The following is an 18,910-nucleotide window of genomic DNA, read 5'->3' as shown; positions in this document are numbered from 1 at the left end:
CAGTCAGTTGGGCTTATATTCTTTTAGGAAATATAAATATTTTGAATTCATATTTTGTGGAATAAGTGGTTCCCTTTATAAGGGGGCTAACCCTTGTCAGCAATTGCATTCGACCGAAAGTTTCAATGTAAAAAATGCATATCGATCTCCGTCAGTTGCGCCACTACATTGCCCTCGTCGAGCACCGCAGCTTCGTCGCTGCGGCGGCTGCGGTTAACCTGTCGCAGTCGGCGTTCAGCCGCAGTATCCAGACCCTGGAACACAACATCGGCTGCCGCCTGGTCGACCGGGCCAGCAAGGAACTGGCGCCGACCCGCCAGGGCCTGCTGGTACTGGAGCATTCACGGCGGCTGGTGCATGGCGCGCACAACCTGGTCAACGAGATTCACCAGTTCAACGGCGCCACCACCGGCGTGGTGCGTTTCGGTTCCGGCCCGGCGCCAGCCGGTGGCCTGGTGCCGCGTGCGGTGGCGCGCTTCGTCGCCGAGTACCCGGCGGCGCGTACCTGTTTCCAGGTGGATAACTGGCAGGCGCTCAACCGCAAGCTGGTAGCCGAGGAGATCGAATTCTTCGTTGCCGACACCCGCCAGTTTGAGTCCGACCCGGACTACCAGGTGCACAAGCTGACGCCACAGCGCTGGCACTTCTGCTGCCGCGACGGGCACCCGCTGACCGAGCGCGATAGCGTGCGGGCGCGGGACCTGTTCGACTACCCGCTGGCCACCACCTTCCGCCCGCCGAATATCCGCAAGATTCTCAGCGACCTCAGTGGGCGGCAGGATTTCCTGCCGTCGGTGGAGTGCGAGCATGGTTATGCGCTGCTGAATGTGGTGTTGCATTCGGACACCATCGGCATCGCCTGCCATGCCAATCTGCGGCCGTACCAGCGTGAGGGAGGGTTGGTGGCGTTGCAGCTGGCCGGGCTCAAGCCGGAGCAGGAGGAGGCCTTCTATACCCGCTATGGCGTGGTAAGCCGCGTGGGCTATGGCTTGTCACCCTTGGCGCAAGGGTTGGTCAGGCAGTTGATTGCCTGTGATACCGAGATGTAGAGGGCGGGTGCCTCGGCCCGGTTTCGCGAAAAGTACGGCGTACGCGGATTCAATGTGGGAGCGGCCTTGCGTCGCGAAAGGGCCGCAAAGCGGCCCCGGCAATATCAGCCTTTACGCGTAGTCCGACTCAATTGGCCATCGACCCCCACCGGCACCTCGCCGGCGAGAGTGACCCGGCGCACCACCCTCGGCTGGGTCCCGTAGTCATCCACTGCATAATGCTGCGTTGCCCGGTTATCCCAGATCGCCACGTCTCCCGCCTGCCAGCGCCAGCGGACGGTGTTCTCCAGGCGCGTCACATGCCCCTGCAGCAACGCAAACAGGTGCTGCGAATCGGCCAGCGAATAACCTTTGATGCGCTTCACGAAATGCCCCAGCTGCAACGCTCGCTCGCCACTGATCGGGTGCACGCGCACCACCGGGTGCTCGGTCTCGTACACGGTAGAAGTGAACACCTTGCGATAACGCTCGAGCTTGGCCGGGTCCACGTCGGGCTTCACCGTGGCATAGTCGTATTCGTTGCTGTGCACCGCCCACAGCTTGTCGGCGAGTTCGCGCAGCGGCTCCGGCAGTTCCTGGTAGGCAGCGGCGGTGTTGGCCCACACCGTGTCACCGCCCGAGGCCGGCGCCACCACGCTGCGCAGGATCGAGGCCTTGGGGTAGGCGTCGACGAAGGTCACGTCGGTGTGCCAGGAATTGGCCCGCTGGCCTTCGGCACCATCGAGCTGCAACAGGTAGCTGGTACCGTCGACCACCGGCACGGTGGGGTGGGCGACCGGCTCGCCGAGCAACTTGGCAAAGGCTTCCTGGCTCTGGTCATCCAGCTGGGTCTGGCCACGGAAGAAGATCACCTTGTGCTTCACCAGGGCGGCCTGGATGGCCTCGACAGTGGCGGCATCGAGGTCGGCAGACAATTGCACGCCACGGATTTCGGCACCGATGCGGCCGGCAACCGGGTGGATGTCAAGTTCGAGGGTTTGTGGCGCGGTGGCCAGTGCAGCGTTGCTCATGGTCTTGGTCCTTGCAGTCATGGTCGGGGGTGAGAATTCAGCGGGCGGCCTGCACGGCCTGCTGCTGGTTCAGGGCAGCATCGAGAAAGCGTGGCTCGATCCATTCGGCTACCTGGAAACCACGGCGGATCAGGCGTTCCTTGGCGGCCAGGTCAACGCCTTGCTGCAACTGGCCAACGAAGCCGGCGTCCAGCCGTGGGTCGAAGTAATGGGCGAGGTCTTCCTGGGCAAGATCATCGCGCAGGATGCTGCGCGGCCAGTTGCCATTGGCGGCCACCAGGTCGACATAGGCGTCGCGGTTGTGCTCGTCACGCAGCCAGTTGCTGGCCTGCTGCTGGGCGTTGACCAGGCGTTGGACCAGCTCCGGGTATTTGCGGATGAAATCGCCCGTGCCCAACAGCACCGCCTGGGTACTGCCGGCACCTTGCAGGTCCCGGGAGCTGATCGGCAGCTCGACCAGCCCGCGTTCACGTAACGACAGCAGGCTGGAAAGGCCCCAGGTGGCGTCGACCTGCCTGGCGGCCAATGCCGCATTGGCGGCGTTGAAGTCCAGGTTGATCACTTTCAGGTCGCGCTCGGTCAGGCCCTGGCTGGCCAGCGCGCTGGCGAACGACAACTGGTTGGCGGTACCACGGAATACCGCCACGCGTTTGCCCTTGAGGTCGTGCAGGGTCTTGATCCCGGAACCGGGCACCACGCCCAGGTAGCTTTTCACGCCCCGCACGCCCGCCGCCAGTACGTGGGTATCAAGGCCATTGGCCTTGCCGACGATCGCGGCCAGGTCGCCCAGGTAGGCGAAATCGGCCTGGCCGTTGGCCAAGGCTTCGTTGATCACAGGGCCGGCCCCTTTGAAGAAGTGCCAGTCGATGCGGATGCCGTCCTTGGCAAACTCCTTCTCCAGCAACTGCTGGTCACGCAGCACATCGACCACGCCGCCAGCGCTGGGCTTGCTACCAGCGCTCAGGTCGGGCACGGCGATGCGAATGCTTTCGGGCTTGGCGGGCTCGGCCGCGTGGCTGGCGAGGGTGAAGGCCAGCCCAAGGGCGGTGACCAAGTGGCGTAACAGGGTTTTCATGGCAAGGCTCCTTGGCAGGCTGCCACCGGCGATGGCCGGCGCTTTGGCCAGAAGCTAGGCAGGTCTGGTTAGAAGCTACAAAGATCAAAACTTCATTTTTAAGTAACTGATTTGCATAAAGCAGGCGTTGTGCGGCCCCGGCGGTAGCTTGCGGAAAGCGCATGGAAAATATGAGGAAAACGCAAGGGATTGGGGCTTCCGGAGACCTGCGCCGCATGTTCTTATCCCTTGAAAGTCGCTTGTTGGATTTTTTAATTCCATAAGTGAATAAACTAACAACACTGCGAGGGATGGCCGATGAATGGAGTTCTGAGCAAAGGCCGAGGTGGGCTTCAGGGGCCGCTGCGTGGCCCTGTCGCGATACTAGGTCGTTCCAGCAAAGGCCTCGCCTACCTGGTGCCTACGGTGATTGCCCTGCTGTGGGTGCTAGCTACCCGTCAACACTGGATGAGCGAGCAGATCCTGCCGGCGCCGACGCTGGTATGGCAGAGCGCGCTGGAGTTTGGCTCCGGCGAACTGTGGGGCCACCTGTGGATAAGCCTGCAACGGCTGTTCTGGGGGTTGGCTGTCGGTGTTGGCGGCGGATTGCTGCTGGGTGTGTGGCTGGGCGCTTCACGGCAGGCGCAGGCACTGGTGCTGCCAACCTTCGTCGCGCTGGCACAGATCCCTACCCTGGCCTGGATTCCGTTGTTCATGCTGTTCTTTGGCATCGGCGAGTTGCTCAAGCTGGTGGTGCTGGTGAAGGCCGTGGTGGTCCCGGTCACCTTGCACACCCTGGTCGGTGTGCGCGATGCCCAGCCCAAATTGCGCGAGGCCGCTGCTGCCCTGCGCCTGCCCCGCCACCTCCTGTTCCGGCGCTTGTTGTTGCCGGCCGCCCTGCCCGCTTTTCTCACCGGTGTGCGCCTGGCCCTGGCCACTGGCTGGACTTCGCTGCTGGCGGTCGAGCTGCTGGCTTCCAGCGAGGGTATTGGCTACCTCATGGTATGGGGGCGACAGCTGTTCATGCTCGACCTGGTGCTGCTGTGCATCCTGGTGATCGGCCTGGTTGGCGCCGTGCTGGAACACGGTTTCTCGGCCGTGGAAAAACGCCTGCTGTATTGGCCGCAAACGGCCACTGGCGAACAACAGCGCGGGCCACTGCCGCGTGGCTGGCAAAGCCTGCTGCTGCCGCTGGCGCTGCTGGTCCTGTGGCAAGCCAGCAACAGCCTTGGCTGGATCGATCCGAACATCCTGACTTCACCGCTTGAGGTATTGCACACCCTGCTGGCCGGCCTGGCCGATGGTTCGCTGCCACAAGCCTTGCTGCTGAGCCTGCAGCGCACCGTGAGCGGCCTGCTGCTGGGTGGCAGCGCAGGCCTGCTGGCCGGTTTGCTGCTGGGGCTGTCCCGCCCTGCCGAGCGCATCTTCGGGCCTAGCCTGTCGGCGTTGCGCCAGGTGGCGCTGTTCGCCTGGGTCCCCTTGCTGACCGCCTGGTTCGGCCTGGGCGAAGCGGCCAAGCACGTGTTTGTCGGTTTGGCTGCATTCTTCCCGCTGCTGATCGCCACCCAACGCGGTATCGCCAGCCTTTCGCCGCAACTGGGCGAAGCCGCCCGCACCCTGCGCCTGAACCTGTGGCAACGCCTGCGCCTGCTGGTGCTGCCGGGTGCCGCACCGGCGATCTTTGCCGGCCTGCGCCTATCGCTGATCTATGCCTGGCTCGGCACCATCGGCGCCGAGTACTTCATGCCTTCGGACGGCGGCATCGCCAGCCTGATGATCGGCGCCCAGCAACTGTTCCGCATGGACCAGGTGATGGCCGCGATGGTCCTGATCGGGCTGGTCGGCGCCCTGCTTGGCACCCTCGGTCAACGCCTCGAATCGCGCGCCACGCGCTGGAGAACCGCATGAACGCCTTCACTGCATCACACCTGCCCGCGGCCAACCAGGCCGACACCACGCCACCACTGGTCAGCTTCGAAGGCGTCGGCAAAACCTTCAGCGTCGATGGCCAGCCGTTCGAGGCCATCCGCAATTTCAACCTGGCCATCAACGAAGGCGAGTTCATCGCCATCGTTGGTGCCTCGGGCTGCGGCAAGTCGACCCTGCTGCGCCTGCTGGTCGGGTTGGACACCGACTACAGCGGCAGCATCCGCGTCGATGGCCAGGCGGTCAGCGGCATCGGCGGCGAGCGTGGCATCGTGTTTCAGGAGCATCGCCTTTTCCCTTGGCTGACGGTGGAGCAAAACATCGGCCTGGGCCTGGTCAACGAAAACCTGACCCAGGGCGAGCGGGCCCGGCGTGTGCACGAGTTCGTGCAACTGGTGGGCCTGGTCGGTTTCGAATCGGCCTACCCGCACCAGCTGTCCGGCGGCATGGCCCAGCGCGTGGCGATTGCCCGTGGCCTGGTGGCCAGCCCACGCATCCTGTTGCTCGACGAGCCGTTCGGCGCACTCGATGCACTGACCCGCCAGCAGCTGCAGGACGAACTGCTGGCTATCCGCGAGCGCGCCGGCATCACCACCTTGCTGGTGACCCACGATGCCGAAGAAGCCACCTACCTGGCCGACCGGGTGGTGGTGCTGGAGCCGCGCCCCGGTCGCATCAAGTCGGTGGTGGAAGTCGACCTGCCGCATCCGCGCCTGCGCTCTGGTGTGGCATTGCATGGGCTGCGCGAAAAGGTACTGCAGCAAATCACCGGTGACGGCGGCTACCTGCCGCCGCCAACACGCCGGGTCGAAGGGTTGCGGCCAGAACTGATCGCCCTCTAGGTCCGCTCCGACACCTGAAAAAACGCTCGACTGCGGACGTGGTACTGCGTGCATTCGATAACAACCTGATCGAGCAATACAGCAGCCACATGGCCAAGGGGGTGCAGCTATGCCACCCCCAGCCCGCGCAAGTAATCCCAGGGGTAGATACCCCGTTGGTGGCCATCGCTGAACAACAGTTGCACGCCGTACCCCTGCGGCTCGATGTGCTCTACCCGTACATCGTCCTGCACCACGCCAATTGCACCGCGCAACTGGGCGGCGCGGCATTGCGAGCACGGGCAGGCACCGCGCAAGCGTGCATGGCTGATGACCTGCTCGCCATCCTGCCAGCGCACGGTCAGTTGCCCTGCCTCGCGTTGATTGCGTATTGCACTCGGGCTGTTCATCAAGCCGCCCCGCGCAGCTGCGCCAAGGCGATGCGGACGGCCTTGCGCACTTCTGGATCGCTGTCCGCTTCGGCCGCCTGCAACGCCGGCAAGGCACGGGCTTGCCCCAGTTCACCGAGCGCCAGCGCAGCTTCCTTGCGCAGGTTGGCAATGCCATGGCCGAGCAAGTCGGCCAAGGCATCCAGCGCCTCGCCATGACGCAAGCGGCCCAACGAGCGGGCAGCGCGCAGGCGTACTTGCCAGAAGCTATCGTCCAGCGCCGCCACCAGTGCCGCTCCCGCCTGGGCATGGCCCAGCTTGCCCAGCGTCGTCGCGGCTTCTTCGCGTACTTGCCAGGCGGCATCGCGCAAGGCGCCAACCAGCGTCGGCAACACCGCGGGATCACGCGCAAGCCCCAAGGCGCCAATCGCTGCGCGACGTACCTCGGTGTCGGGTTCATCCTCGGCCAGCTTCGCCAAGGCGGGCAGCGCCGGCGCATGCTTGAGCCAACCCAGAATACCCACGGCTTCGCGACGCACTGCCGCGTCCTGGTCGTTCAGCGCTCGCAGCGCAGGGCCGGCAGCGTCGTCCAGGCGCAACTCACGCAGGGCGCGCAAGGCACTGGCGCGGACGAAGCCATCGGCATGGGCCGTCCACGGCAGAATCAACAGGCCGGCTTCCGGGGTCTTCAGCTCGCTGAGGCTCTGCGCGGCAGCCAGGCGTACGGCTTCGGCACCATCCGCCAGCGCGGCGCACAAGGCCTGAACCACTTCCGGCTCCTCCCAGGCTTCCAGCAAGCGCGCGGCCTCGGCGCGCACGTCGTCAGCGCCATCGACCAACAAGGCATCGGTGAGCCACGGCAAGGCCTCGGGGTCCTCCAGGTCGGCCAGTTCGATCAAGGCAATGCGCCGCACGCCGGCGTCGTCGGCTTCGAGACGTAGCTGCAGAGCGAGAATGTCGGGGTTGTCGGTGCTTCGTACAGTCATAGCGCGATCCTGAGCGGCGGATGGTCGGTGGCGGGCAGGCCAAGCGGCGTCAGGCGCGGCAGTTCGCGGCCCTCTTCATGGCGCAGCAAGGCCAGGCAATGGCGTTTGAGGTGGGTGAATTCAGGGCTGGTCAGCAGGCTGGCGCGGCGCGGGCGGGCAAAGTTCAGGCGCAGGTCTTCGATGAAGCGACCGGGGCGCGGGCTCATCACCAGGATACGGTCGGCCAGGAACAGGGCTTCGTCGATATCGTGGGTGACGAACACCACGGTGGTGCGAATGCGCGCCCAGATATCCAGCAGCAGCTCCTGCATGCGTGAGCGGGTTTGCGCATCCAGGGCACCGAAAGGCTCGTCCATCAGCAGCAGGCGCGGGCGGTTGATCAACACCCGGGCGATTTCGGCACGCTGCTGCATGCCGCCGGACAACTGGCTGGGCCAACGCTCGGCGAAGTCGGCCAGGCCCACCAGCTGCAGCATCTCCCGGGCCTGCTGGCGGCGCTCGGTCTTGCCCAGGCCTTGCATCTTCAGGCCGAAGCCGACGTTGTCGAGCACGCTGCGCCACGGCAGCAAGGTGTGGTGCTGGAACACCATGCCGCGCTGCGGCGACGGCCCGGCGATGGCCTGGCCATCCACGTTCAGTTGGCCGCTGCTTGGCACCAGGTGCCCGGCCAGGGCGCCGAGCAAGGTCGATTTGCCACAGCCGGACGGCCCGAGGATACAGACAAACTCCCCTGGCTCCACGGCAAAGTCCAGGCGCTGCACCGCCTCGAAGGCTTCACGGCCCTGCCCCAGTCGAATCGACAGGCCATGCCCATCGATGCGCCCGGGCGCCTGTTGGTAACGGTTCATCAGGCGGCCCTCGGTGTGCGGTACCAGGGCGTAGCCAGTGCACCCAGGCGCTTGACCAGGGCGCTGCTGCCCATGCCCAACACGCCAATCAACAGCATGCCGACGATGATGTCCGGGTAGTTCTGCAAGGTGTACGACTCCCACGTGTAGTAACCGATGCCGAACTGCCCGGCGATCATCTCGGCAGTGACCAGGCAGAACCACGAGGTGCCCATGCCAATGGCAAGGCCCGTGACGATGCTCGGCAACGCGCCAGGCAGTACCACTTCGCGCAGGATCGCCCAGCGCCCGGCACCGAGGCTGCGCGCCGACGCCACCAGGCGCGGGTCGACGGCTTCGGCGCCATGCACTGTGTTGAGCAGGATCGGGAACAGCGCACCGGTGAAGGTGATGAACACCATCGACAGCTCCGACGACGGGAACATCAGGATCGCCAGCGGGATCCAGGCCACAGCCGGTATCGGCCGCAGAACTTCAAGTGGCGGCAGCAAGGTGTCCTCGGCCCATTTCGAGCGGCCGATCAGCAGGCCGATGGCCACCCCCAGCAATGCCGCAGCGGCATACCCGGCAAACACCCGCGACAGGCTGCTGCCAAGGTGCGCCAGCAGCGCGCTGGAGGTCAGCAACTGCCAGGCCGCCTCCAGCACCGCTTGCGGCGTGGGGACGTAGGTGAAGGTCAGCAGGCCGAGGTCCAGCTTGACGCGGGCGGCCACCTGCCAGAACAACAGGCAGGCCAGCAGCGAAGCCAGGCGCACGGGCCAGCGCTTGAGGTCGCGGGTCATCTCGGTGCCTCCCGGTCAGCGCTGGGCGACCAGCTTCTGGTTGGCACTGACGAAGTCCAGCGCTTCGCCACCATGCGCCTTGGCGTACTGTTCAGCCTGGTCCTTGAGCAGGAAGGCGGCCAGCTCGCCATGGGCATTGCGCACGAACCAGGCCTGGTTGGCCAGCAGCTTGATGCCGCTGTCGGCAGCCTGGGCGTAGATCGCGCGGATGTCCTTGCCTTCCTGTTCCAGCTGGGCCAGCGCGCCAAGGGCAGCTTGCGGCGAGGCATAGTGGCGCACCTTGTCTTCACCGCGCACCCAGATCTGCGCCAGGCGGCTGAAGTCGGTGATCGGCTTGCCCGTGAGCGCATCGTTGGCCGTGAGCGGCAGCGGGTCGTAGTGCTTCAGCGCCTCGTCGTAATCCAGGCCGGCCTGCTTGAAGGCCGCGCGAATGTACTGGTCGTCGATGAACTGGTCGGTGTCGAGGCCGCGGTCGGTCTTCTTCAGCAGCTTGAGCGTGTCGATGGAGGTCGTTACCGCCTGGCGGTATTCAGGCTTCCAGGTCAGGTCGCGGGTCTGCAAACCGAGCGGGCCGTGGAACAAGTAATTGACCTCGGCCTCGATGCCGGTGACCTTCTCGATCAGTTCGCTGTATTTTTCCGGTTCTGCAGCGATCAGCCGGTCGGCTTCCAGGCTGGCGCGCAGGTAGGCGGTGACCACTTCCGGGTATTTCTTCGCATAGTCGGCGTCCACCAGCGCGCCATGGAATGTCGGCGCGTTGGCCTGGGCACCGTCGTAGACCTTGCGGGCAAAGCCGCGGTTGGGGAACAGCTCGGCGAACGGCACGAAATCGGCATGGGCTTCGATGCGGTTGCTGCGCAGGGCGGAACCAGCGATCTCCGGTGCCTGGGCGATGATTCGCACGTCCTTCTGCGGGTCCCAGCCCTGGGCCGCGACGGCGCGCAGCAGCATACCGTGGGCGGTGGAGGCGAACGGCACGGAGATGGTCTTGCCCTTGAGTTCAGCCAGCGACTGCACCTTCGACGCTGCCGGTACGACAATACCGTTGCCGCTGCCATGCACACTGCCCGACAGCACGCTGATGAACAGACTGCGCTTGCCGGCATCCAGGTGCGCGACGCCGTTGAACGAGCCGGGGAAATCGGCCATGGCGCCGAAGTCGAGCTTGCCGGCGACCATCTCGTTGGTCAGCGGCGCACCGCTGGTGAAGTTCTTCCACTCGATCTGGTACCGGGCATCCTTGTACTTGCCATCGTGCGGCAGGTACTTGTCGAGCAGGCCCAGTTCGCGAATCAGCAAGCCGCCAGTAGCGCAGTTGATGGTGGTGTCCTGGGTGCCGATGGCGATGCGGATGGTTTCGCCGCTGGCATTCAGGCCGGTGAGCGCCAGCGCGAAGCCGGCCACGGTTGCTACAAGGCGCATGGTGTTTCCCCTCGAATCGTTTTGAGTTGTGTAATCGTCTCCGCCACCGGGCTTGGGTGGTGGGAAACGAGGGGGCATTACAGGAGCGCGTCCGGTGGTTCACCGGATGGCGGGAATGAATCAGCGCAGCAGGTACGGGATGTCGACCTTGACCGCGCCAGTGGGGCAGTCTTTCTCGCAGGGCATGCAGTACCAGCACTCGTCGAAGGCCATGTAAGCCTTTTGCGTGGCCGGGTTGATCGCCAGCAGGTCCATTGGGCAGACCTCGACACAGACGGTGCAGCCCTTTTCGGCGATGCATTTGTCTTCGTCGATGGTCACCGGGGCGCTGCTGCGAAAGAAGATTTCCTGGGGCTGGTAGGCCATTTCACGGGGTCCTTGGGGCCTTCATGGGCACCTTTTCATCTAGAGGCTTGCAGGTTCACCTGTGGGGACGGGGCCGACGCCTCGATAAATCCGCTCCCGCAAGGTGAGGTGTCGCTTAGGCGGCATCGGTTCTGACCCTCAAGCGGTCATAGGCAGTCTGCTCTTCGGTATCCAATGCGATCAGGTACGGCTCGACTGCTTTCTTGAAACTGGTCATTTCACCGTTTTCGCCTTTTTTCAGGTGGCAATGGCAGAACCACTCGGCATCATTGCGCTCGGGAAAGTCCACCCGGTGGTGGTACAAGCCCCAGCGGCTTTCCTCGCGGAACAACGAAGCGCGCGCCGCCATCTCGGCACAGTCGCGGATTACCGAGACTTCCATGGCGCGCATCAGCTCATGCGGGTTGCTGGCCTTCATCTGCTCAAGGTCACGCTCGATTTCGGCAAAGCGCGCCAGGCCGATTTCCATTTTCCTGGTCACCTTCGGCGGCTGCAGGTAATCGTTGACCATGCGTCGCAGCTTGTACTCCACCTGCATCGGCGGCAGACCATGCTCACGCCGCAGCGGGGCGAACACCCGCGCGCGTTCACGCTCGACCTGCCCGGCATCGACCTCGGCCAGCTCCCGCCCGGCCACGTATCGCGCGGCATTCACCCCGGCAAACCAGCCATAGGTGAAAGCACCGAGCATGTAGTTATGCGGCACTGCGGCCATGTCGCCGGCGGCATACAGCCCCTTGACGCTGGTCTCGGCCTTTTCGTTGACCCACACTCCCGACGCCGAATGCCCGGAACAGAAGCCGATCTCGGAGATGTGCATTTCGACCATGTGCTGGCGGTAGTCAGTGCCACGCCCGGCATGGAACTGACCACGGCTGGGGCGCTCGTTGCTGTGCAGGATGTCTTCGATGGTCTGGATGGTCTCCTCGGCCAGGTGGTCGAGCTTGAGGAACACCGGGCCGTTGCCACCTTCGAGTTCCTGGTGGAACTCCCACATCATCTGCCCGCTCCAGTAGTCGCACTCGATAAAGCGCTCGCCCTTGCTGTTGGCGGTATAGCCACCCAGCGGGCCGGTGACATAGGCACAGGCCGGGCCGTTGTAGTCCTTGATCAATGGGTTGATCTGGAAGCACTCGAGGTTGGCCAGCTCGGCCCCAGCATGGTAGGCCATGGCGTAGCCGTCACCCGCGTTGGTCGGGTTTTCGTAGGTCCCCATCAGGTAGCCGGACGACGGCAACCCCAGGCGCCCGGCGGCGCCGCAGGCAAGAATCACCGCCTTGGCCCGCACCACGCGGAACTCGCCGCTGCGGCAGTCGAAGCCGAGGACACCCGCCGCCGCCCCTTCCCCATCGAGCAACACACGGGTGCAGACCATGCGGTTGCTGATCTCCACCCGGGCGCGCTTGAGCTGGCGGTACAGTACCTTCTTGATATCGTGCCCCTCGGGCATCGGCAGCACGTAGGCGCCCATGTGGTGAACCTTTTTCACCGCGTAGTCACCGGTCTCGTCCTTCTCGAACTTCACGCCCCAGCGGTCGAGCTGCTCGATGGTCTGGAAACTGTGGGTCGCGTAGGCATGGACCGTGGCCTGGTTGACGATGCCGTCATTGGCCACGGTAATTTCCTTGGTGTATTGCTCGGGGGTGGCGTGGCCAGGAATGATGGCGTTGTTCAGGCCATCCATACCCATGCTGATGGCACCGCTGCGCTTGACGTTGGCTTTGTCCAGCAGCAGCACGCGCAAGTGCTTGTCGTGCTCCTTGGCCTTGATCGCCGCCATCGGCCCGGCAGTGCCACCGCCGATGACGATGATGTCGTAGTCCTGGGTCTGGATACTCATGCCTTGCTCCCCTTCTGACGGTCGATACGCAGGCGGTACTGGAAGGCATCGCCACGGTAATACAGGTGTTCGAAGTCCAGGGGTGTGCCATCGGCGGCGTGGGTCAGACGCTCGATACGCATGATTGGCGAACCCTCTTCCACCTCCAGCGCCTGGGTCAGGTCGCTGTCGGCCAGCACCGCATCGATCGCCAGGTCGGCGTGGCCGAGCGCGATGCCGCAGTCGTTTTCCAACAGCAGGAAGATGTCACGGGTGACCAGATCGGCCTTTTCCAGTTTTTCGCCAATGGCCTTGGGCAACCAGGTCAGTTCCAGGGACACCGGCTCACGGTTGATCAGCCGCACGCGGTGGATCTCGGTGACCAGGCTGCCCTCCTCGACCTGCAGGCGCGCCGCCACCAGGGCACTGGCGGGCACATGACGGAAGCTGCGCAGGCGGTTGATCACTTCGTAACCCATCTGCGTCAACGACTCGCCCAAGCCCTGCAGTGTGCTGACGTTCTGGAACGCCTTGGGCTTGGCGACGAAGGTACCTTTACCGTGGATCTTGAAGATCAGCCCTTCTTTCTGCAGGTCGCCGAGCGCCTGGCGCACGGTAATCCGGCTGACATTGAATGCCTTGCCCAGCTCGCTTTCGGAGGGCATACGGCTGTGCGACGGATAGGTGCCATCAAGGATGCGCTCGCGCAGCAGTTCCTTTAGCTGGGTATAGAGCGGTACCGGGGATAGGGGAAGCAGTTCGGCCATGGGTCTCTTCGCTGGTCAGTGACTTGTTATAACAAGTTGTGACCAGAGCCTAGAGGGTATAAGACTCAGCAGGCAAATACTGATATCGCATATGGTTAGAAAGATTTGCAGTGGCTTGTGCCGGCCCTGTTTGGCACCTTCAGCTCAAGAAAGGAAAAACAGCTACAGATCAAGGCGATGGACGCCATCGGCACAGATAGGTATCATGCGTGCGCGTTGCACTCGTAGCTCAGCTGGATAGAGTACTGCCCTCCGAAGGCAGGGGTCGTGGGTTCGAATCCCGCCGAGTGCGCCATCTTCCTTCCCTTGTGTCAGAAGGATTAGCGGTTCTGACACAAACCCGTCCTGATCCAATTCGCCGAAGGCTATCCAGCCCTACGCAAACCCTCCGAAATCAAAGCCGACCCCCACGCCTGGGCACCTACGCTCGCACGCGACATCCACCGATGCCGGGTTAAGGCGTTTCAGAACAATCGCAACGGCATGTTGACCACCAAGCGCACTTCGTCGTAGCTGCCATCGATTTGCCCGCCATGGGCGCGATGGTTGTAGACGATGGTGCGCACGTTGGTGTCGCGCCAGGGGCCGCCCTGTAGCACGTAGCCGAGCACCAGGCCGTTCTCCTCATGCCGCGCGCCGCGTAGACCACGCACGTTGTACCCGGCGTGGCGGCCATTGCGATCGCCCTGGTAGTGACTGCCATCGATGCCCCAGCCCTTGGCGTGCCACAACCCCAGGCTCAGGCCCGGCACGCCGTAGGCGCTGGCGTCAAAGTCGTAGCGCAACTGCCAGGAACGTTCGTTCGGGCCGTTGTAGTCCGAATACAGCGAGTTGGCCATGTAGTTGCCGGTCGACTCCCACACATAGTCGAAGTACTCGTTGCCCTCGATCTGCTGCCAGGCCAGCGTCAGCCCGTGGGCCTGGTGCGTCAGCGTGGTGGCCAGGCTCCAGGCCTGGTTGTCGATGTAGCCCAGTTGCTGCTGGCCGCTGTCGCGGGTGCGGTAGTAATGAAAGGCCGGGCGCACAGCCAGCTCGGCCCGATCACCCAGCGTGCTACCCAGCCCCAGGTACAGCTGCTGCCAGGTATCTGCCAGCTGCGAGCCGTACAAACTGGCGGACAGCGCACCACTGTAGCGGGCGCCCGCATAGCTGATCGAATCGGCCTTGACCGCCCGGTCGCCGAAGGTGCTGGTCAGCCGTTCGCTGCCGGTGCCGGTGCGCGGGATTGCCCGGTCGAAGCGCCCGGCATCCAACTGCAGGCCAGCGATGCTCTGATCGCTCAACGCCACGCCCTGGAAGCTCGACGGCAACGCCCGGTTGTCCTTGTAGCGCAAAATCGGGTTGTCCAGGCGTTGCCGGCCGACCCGCAAGGTACTGCCGGCCAGGCGCAGGCGCAGCGCACCGACCGCCAGGCGGCTCCAGGTTGGGATAGCGTCGCCATCGCTGTCCACCAGCACCCGGTCGCCACCATTGGCCACCCGGCCGTGGCCGCGTTGCAGGTTGACCGCGCTGTACAACGAGGCATCCACACCGATGCCGAGCACGCCCTGGGTGTAGCCCGATGCATAGTCGAGCATCGCCGCCTGTACCCAGGTCTCGCGCACGCGCGTGGGGGTCAGGCGGCCGTCCTTGCGGATCGCCAGGTAGGTGTCGCCCTGGGTGTGCTGGTTTGAATAGTAGTGCCGCAAGTTGAGGTCCAGGCGGCTGCCGTCGATGAAACCGGGCTGGCCCGCAGCCACGCAAGGCGTGATCAGGGCGCAGCACAGAAGCGTGCGTCGTTGCATGTGCAAGTGTGTTCCTGTCCGTGAACAAAGTCGCGGCCGCGCCTGCCTGGCACGGCGTGGAAGTCACTCGGGCCAGTGGCGGATCGGCCCGCGCCAGGTCTCGAAGGCCTTGGCCAGGCGCAGCAGCCAGGTGTCGGCAAAACGCGGGGCGACCATCTGCAGGCCGATGGGCATGCCTTGGTCGCTGAAGCCGCAGTTGATCGACAGCGCCGGTTGCTCGCCCATGTTCCATGGCACGGTGAACACAATGTGTTCGAATGGCCGTTGCGGGTCGTTGCCGGGCGAGGCCAGTTCGGCGGGATAGGCCTGCACCTGGTTGGTTGGGGACAGCAGCAGGTCGCATTGCTCGAACAACCGCGCGGCGCGCCGGCGCATCTCGAAGGTCTGGTTGAAGCCTTCCACCGCTTCTACCGCCGTCATGTGGCGGGCCGGTTCGGCCCACTGGCGGATGTACGGAAGCACCTGGGCCAGGCGCTCGGGCGCCAGCTGGCTGAGTTCGCTCCACTGGCGCGCACGCCAGAAGCGGTCGAGGCCATCGAGCAGGCGACGCTCCATCAAGGGCGCCACTTCCACCAGCCTGGCACCCTGCGCCTCGAACAACCCGGCGGCGGCGCGTACCGCGGCGCAGGTCTGCGCGTCGGGCTGCAGGCCGCAACCGGGCTCAAGTAGCAGCCCCACCCGCAATCCACGCACACTTACCGGGGCCAGGCCCCAGTCGAGCTCGGCTGGCGGCAGGCTGGTGGCGTCGCGTACATCCGGACGCGCCAGCACCGCCATCATCGCTGCGCAGTCGTCCACCGTGCGGGTCATCGGCCCGGCGCAGCGGCCGGTGTAGTACGGGTCGATAGGAATGCGCCCGAGGCTCGGCTTGAAGCCCACCAGCGCGCACCAACCGGCCGGCAAGCGCACCGAACCACCGATGTCGGTGCCTACGTGAAGGGGGCCGTAGCCTGCCGCCGCAGCCGCAGCCGCCCCGGCGCTGGAACCGCCGGGGTTGAGCGCCGTGTTCCACGGGTTACGGGTGATACCGTGCAGGCTCGACAAGCCCGAGGACAACATGCCGAAGTCTGGCACGCTGGTCTTGCCCAGCAATACCGCGCCCGCCTCGCGCAAGCGTGCCGCCGGTGGCGCGTCAGCTTCAGCCAGGCGCGGCTCCAGGCCTGCGCAGCCCTGGTCGAGCATCTGGCCATGGGTAGCGATCAACGACTTCAAGGTCACCGGCACGCCATCCAGCGGCCCGAGCGGCGCGCCTTTGGCCCAACGTTGAGTGGACGCGGCGGCCTGCTCCAGCACTCGCTCCGGGGCGAACTGGCACAGCGCGTTCAGGGCTGGCTCGCGGCGCTGCACATGGTCGATCAGGTATTGGTGGTACTCCAGGGGTGACAGCTCACGGCGAGCATAAAGCGCCGTCAGTTCGCCCGCCGACAGCCACTGTAGAGGCCCGCCGCTCATTTGACACCTGCCGGCACACCGGCATTTTCTGCGGCCGACCCGCGCTGGCCGAACAGGCGCACGCAGCACAGCCCCACTGCACCCATGAGCACGCTGAAGCCCACCGCCACCCACGGGTTCCAGGGCATCAGGGCAATCAGCAACAACGGCGTGACGCTGGCCCACAAGGCGTAGGCGATGTTGTAAGTGACGGAAATTCCCGACACGCGAATCGCCGCCGGGAACAGCTCGACCATGAGCGACGGCACCACCCCGACCACGCCGCAGCACAGGCCGGCCAGCGCGTAGGCCGCGCCGACCAGCGGCAGTTCGAAAATCAGGCTGGCGTACAACGCCGCCACGCCGGCCGGCAGCAGTGCGCTGTGAATCGCCAAGGCGCGCCAGGGGCCGAGGCGGTCGGCCATGCGCCCGGCGAGCACGCAGCCGAGATTCAGGAAGACAATGCCCACGCTGCTCAGGGCGAAGGTCTGGTCCGCCGGCAGCCCGAAACGCTTCTGCATCACCGTCGGGGTAATCACTACCAGCACCACCACCGCCGAAGTCAGCAGGCAAGTCAACAGCAGCGCAGGGGCGATGGCTGCCCGGTGTTCACGCAGCACGGTGCGCAGCGGTAGCTCCGGGTCGGCGGCACGGCGCGCCTGCAGGGCGACGAACACCGGCGTTTCGCTGAGCCAGCGGCGCAACCAGACACCGATCAGGCCGAACACGCCGCCGAGAATGAACGGCAGCCGCCAGCCGTGATCGAGCATCTCTTGTGGGGTGTAGACCCGCGCCAGCACCGCCGCGGTAACCGCGCCCAGCAGGTAGCCGAAGGTCAGCCCGGCCTGCAGCATGCCCAGGGCGAAGCCGCGGTGCCCGGCCGGCGCGTGCTCGGCGACGAACGTCCAGGCGCTGGGCACTTCGCCGCCCACTGCGGCGCCCTGCAGGATGCGCAGGGCCAGCAACAACAATGGCGCCCAATACCCGATCTGCGCGTAGGTCGGCATCAGGCCGATCACCAGGCACGGCAAGGCCATCATCAGAATGCTCAGGCTGAACACGCGCTTGCGCCCCAGGCGGTCGGCAAAGTGCGCCAGCAGGATGCCCCCCAGCGGTCGCGCCAGGTAACCGGTGACGAAAATGCCGAAGCTCTGCAGCAGGCGCAGCCATTCAGGCATCTGCGGCGGGAAAAACAGCTCGCTGAGGATCAGCGCAAAGAACACGAAGATGATGAAGTCGTAGATTTCCAACGCACCGCCCAGCGCGGCAAGGCCCAAGGTCTTGTAGTCGGCGCGGCCGAAGCGCGTGGGAACGGGTCGAGGGTGGGCCGTCATTGGCATGGCTGTCCTTTAGTCGGGTAACGGAGACGCCGGCAGCACCGGTCGGGCGAATGGTCACCGTGGCAGGCGGCCGGGACAATCAAAAAGCGCATCTGGGTCGCTTTTTCGCCTGAATCTGTACATTGAGTTTTGATCGCGAAAGCCAATAATCGGGCCACCTTTACTCACAAGATGACCCCATCATGGAAGATGTTCAAAGCCAGATCGCCGCATTTGACCACCCAGACGTCGAAGCTGTGGCCATTATCCGTGGCCGTGTGCTGCACGCCTTGCAGACCTTCTTGCTCGAGCGTGACTTCCGCCAGCTGCTGCCCATCCTGATGTCGCCGATCACCGACCCACTGAACCACGCGGTGTACCCGGCCGAGATCCAGTACCAGCAGCGGCGCCTGAAACTCACCGCCAGCATGATCTTCCACAAGCAGTTGGCCCTGACCGCCCGCGGCCATGAGCGCATCTTCATCGTCGCGCCGAACATCCGCCTGGAAAAGCCGGAGATCAAGGACTCCCAGCGCCACCTGCTGGAGTTTTCCCAGTTCGACTTCGAAATCCGCGGCGGCACCATGCAGCAAGCCATGCAACTGATCGAGCAGATGGTCAAGCACACCCTGGACGAGGTGCGTGAGCACTGCGCTGCGCAGCTGGCCCAGCTGGGCCGTGAGCTACCGCGCTACGAAACCGCCTTCCCGGTGTACAGCACCAACGAACTGCAGGCCGAACTGGGCGACGACTTCGAGCGCCTGATGTCGGAAAAGGCCCATACGCCGTTCTTCATCACCAACCACCGCCGCGAGTTCTACGACCGCGAGACGCCTGGCCAGCGCGGCCACTACAACAACTATGACCTGATCTGGCCCGAGGGTTATGGCGAGGCCCTGTCGGGCGCCGAACGCGAGTACGAGCATGGCCAGATCCTCTATCGCATGAACGAGCTGGACATGGACCTGACCCCGTTCGGCAACTTCCTCGAAGTCGCCCGCCAGGGCCTGCTGCACCCCAGCGCCGGTGGCGGGCTGGGCATCGAACGGCTGCTGCGTTTCATCTGCGGCAAGCGCCATATCCGCGATGTCGCCCTGTTCGACCGCAGCGTCGGTAGCGACTTCCTGTTCTGAGCCC

General features: G+C 64.7%; 17 protein-coding genes and 1 tRNA gene. 5 read left to right on the top strand and 13 right to left on the bottom strand.

Annotated features, from left to right (window positions below):
• Window positions 1-134 precede the first annotated feature (134 nt).
• Entirely contained in the window at window positions 135-1,049 is a 915-nt protein-coding gene (locus ACJA3S_RS01020) for a LysR family transcriptional regulator (RefSeq protein ID WP_406820587.1), read from the top strand.
• A gap of 104 nt (window positions 1,050-1,153) precedes the next feature.
• Here ACJA3S_RS01020 and ACJA3S_RS01015 read toward each other — a convergent pair whose 3' ends face one another.
• Complete coding sequence (locus ACJA3S_RS01015; RefSeq protein ID WP_406820586.1) at window positions 1,154-2,059, bottom strand: TauD/TfdA dioxygenase family protein; 906 nt, start codon at window positions 2,057-2,059, stop codon at window positions 1,154-1,156.
• Between the two features lie 37 nt (window positions 2,060-2,096).
• Window positions 2,097-3,134 (bottom strand): ABC transporter substrate-binding protein, encoded by a 1,038-nt coding sequence (locus ACJA3S_RS01010; RefSeq protein WP_406820585.1) that lies wholly within the window; start codon window positions 3,132-3,134, stop codon window positions 2,097-2,099.
• Window positions 3,135-3,431: 297 nt separating this feature from the next.
• Between ACJA3S_RS01010 and ACJA3S_RS01005 the strand changes: the two genes are divergently transcribed.
• Window positions 3,432-5,021 (top strand): ABC transporter permease, encoded by a 1,590-nt coding sequence (locus ACJA3S_RS01005; protein ID WP_406820584.1) that lies wholly within the window; start codon window positions 3,432-3,434, stop codon window positions 5,019-5,021.
• On the top strand, window positions 5,018-5,881 hold the full coding sequence (locus tag ACJA3S_RS01000; RefSeq protein ID WP_406820583.1) for an ABC transporter ATP-binding protein: 864 nt from the start codon (window positions 5,018-5,020) through the stop codon (window positions 5,879-5,881). The genes ACJA3S_RS01005 and ACJA3S_RS01000 overlap by 4 nt, the downstream gene beginning before the upstream one ends.
• A gap of 107 nt (window positions 5,882-5,988) precedes the next feature.
• On the opposite strand, the gene ACJA3S_RS00995 is transcribed toward ACJA3S_RS01000, so the two are convergent.
• The 8 genes from ACJA3S_RS00995 to ACJA3S_RS00960 form a co-directional block, all read right to left on the bottom strand.
• Complete coding sequence (locus ACJA3S_RS00995; protein WP_406820582.1) at window positions 5,989-6,270, bottom strand: DUF971 domain-containing protein; 282 nt, start codon at window positions 6,268-6,270, stop codon at window positions 5,989-5,991.
• Window positions 6,270-7,235 carry a HEAT repeat domain-containing protein gene (locus ACJA3S_RS00990; RefSeq protein WP_406820581.1) on the bottom strand — a complete coding sequence of 322 codons (966 nt, stop codon included), beginning with the start codon at window positions 7,233-7,235 and terminating at the stop codon, window positions 6,270-6,272. Before ACJA3S_RS00990 ends, ACJA3S_RS00995 begins: the two co-directional genes overlap by 1 nt.
• The gene (locus ACJA3S_RS00985; protein ID WP_406820580.1) at window positions 7,232-8,083 is read right to left on the bottom strand and encodes an ABC transporter ATP-binding protein; all 852 of its coding nucleotides are present in this window, start codon (window positions 8,081-8,083) and stop codon (window positions 7,232-7,234) included. Before ACJA3S_RS00985 ends, ACJA3S_RS00990 begins: the two co-directional genes overlap by 4 nt.
• Window positions 8,083-8,865 carry an ABC transporter permease gene (locus tag ACJA3S_RS00980; RefSeq protein ID WP_406820579.1) on the bottom strand — a complete coding sequence of 261 codons (783 nt, stop codon included), beginning with the start codon at window positions 8,863-8,865 and terminating at the stop codon, window positions 8,083-8,085. The genes ACJA3S_RS00985 and ACJA3S_RS00980 overlap by 1 nt, the downstream gene beginning before the upstream one ends.
• Window positions 8,866-8,880: 15 nt before the next feature.
• Window positions 8,881-10,287, bottom strand: a complete 1,407-nt coding sequence (locus tag ACJA3S_RS00975) for an ABC transporter substrate-binding protein (protein ID WP_406820578.1) — start codon at window positions 10,285-10,287, stop codon at window positions 8,881-8,883.
• 120 nt (window positions 10,288-10,407) lie between these two features.
• A complete protein-coding gene (locus ACJA3S_RS00970; protein WP_008096634.1) occupies window positions 10,408-10,653 on the bottom strand; it encodes a ferredoxin family protein in 246 nt (81 codons plus the stop codon).
• 115 nt (window positions 10,654-10,768) lie between these two features.
• Window positions 10,769-12,493 (bottom strand): fumarate reductase/succinate dehydrogenase flavoprotein subunit, encoded by a 1,725-nt coding sequence (locus tag ACJA3S_RS00965; protein ID WP_406820577.1) that lies wholly within the window; start codon window positions 12,491-12,493, stop codon window positions 10,769-10,771.
• Window positions 12,490-13,239, bottom strand: a complete 750-nt coding sequence (locus tag ACJA3S_RS00960) for a GntR family transcriptional regulator (protein WP_289131618.1) — start codon at window positions 13,237-13,239, stop codon at window positions 12,490-12,492. The genes ACJA3S_RS00965 and ACJA3S_RS00960 overlap by 4 nt, the downstream gene beginning before the upstream one ends.
• Window positions 13,240-13,457: 218 nt before the next feature.
• On the opposite strand from ACJA3S_RS00960, the gene ACJA3S_RS00955 reads away from it, so the two are divergent.
• A tRNA-Arg gene (locus ACJA3S_RS00955) sits at window positions 13,458-13,534 on the top strand.
• 169 nt (window positions 13,535-13,703) lie between these two features.
• On the opposite strand, the gene ACJA3S_RS00950 is transcribed toward ACJA3S_RS00955, so the two are convergent.
• From ACJA3S_RS00950 to ACJA3S_RS00940, 3 genes are all read right to left on the bottom strand, one after another.
• Window positions 13,704-15,023: an OprD family outer membrane porin gene (locus ACJA3S_RS00950; protein ID WP_406820576.1), complete on the bottom strand. Its 1,320-nt coding sequence runs from the start codon at window positions 15,021-15,023 to the stop codon at window positions 13,704-13,706.
• A gap of 63 nt (window positions 15,024-15,086) precedes the next feature.
• Window positions 15,087-16,475 (bottom strand): amidase, encoded by a 1,389-nt coding sequence (locus ACJA3S_RS00945; protein ID WP_406820575.1) that lies wholly within the window; start codon window positions 16,473-16,475, stop codon window positions 15,087-15,089.
• Entirely contained in the window at window positions 16,472-17,788 is a 1,317-nt protein-coding gene (locus tag ACJA3S_RS00940) for an MFS transporter (protein WP_406820574.1), read from the bottom strand. Before ACJA3S_RS00940 ends, ACJA3S_RS00945 begins: the two co-directional genes overlap by 4 nt.
• A 188-nt stretch (window positions 17,789-17,976) precedes the next feature.
• Between ACJA3S_RS00940 and ACJA3S_RS00935 the strand changes: the two genes are divergently transcribed.
• Window positions 17,977-18,906, top strand: a complete 930-nt coding sequence (locus ACJA3S_RS00935; RefSeq protein ID WP_406820573.1) for an asparagine synthetase A — start codon at window positions 17,977-17,979, stop codon at window positions 18,904-18,906.
• Window positions 18,907-18,910 lie beyond the last annotated feature (4 nt).

The sequence above is a fragment of the Pseudomonas sp. KnCO4 genome (assembly GCF_045344305.1).
GTDB lineage: Bacteria > Pseudomonadota > Gammaproteobacteria > Pseudomonadales > Pseudomonadaceae > Aquipseudomonas > Aquipseudomonas anuradhapurensis.
The sequence above is the reverse complement of the archived record's forward strand: the minus strand, read 5'-3'. Positions and strand labels throughout refer to the sequence as shown.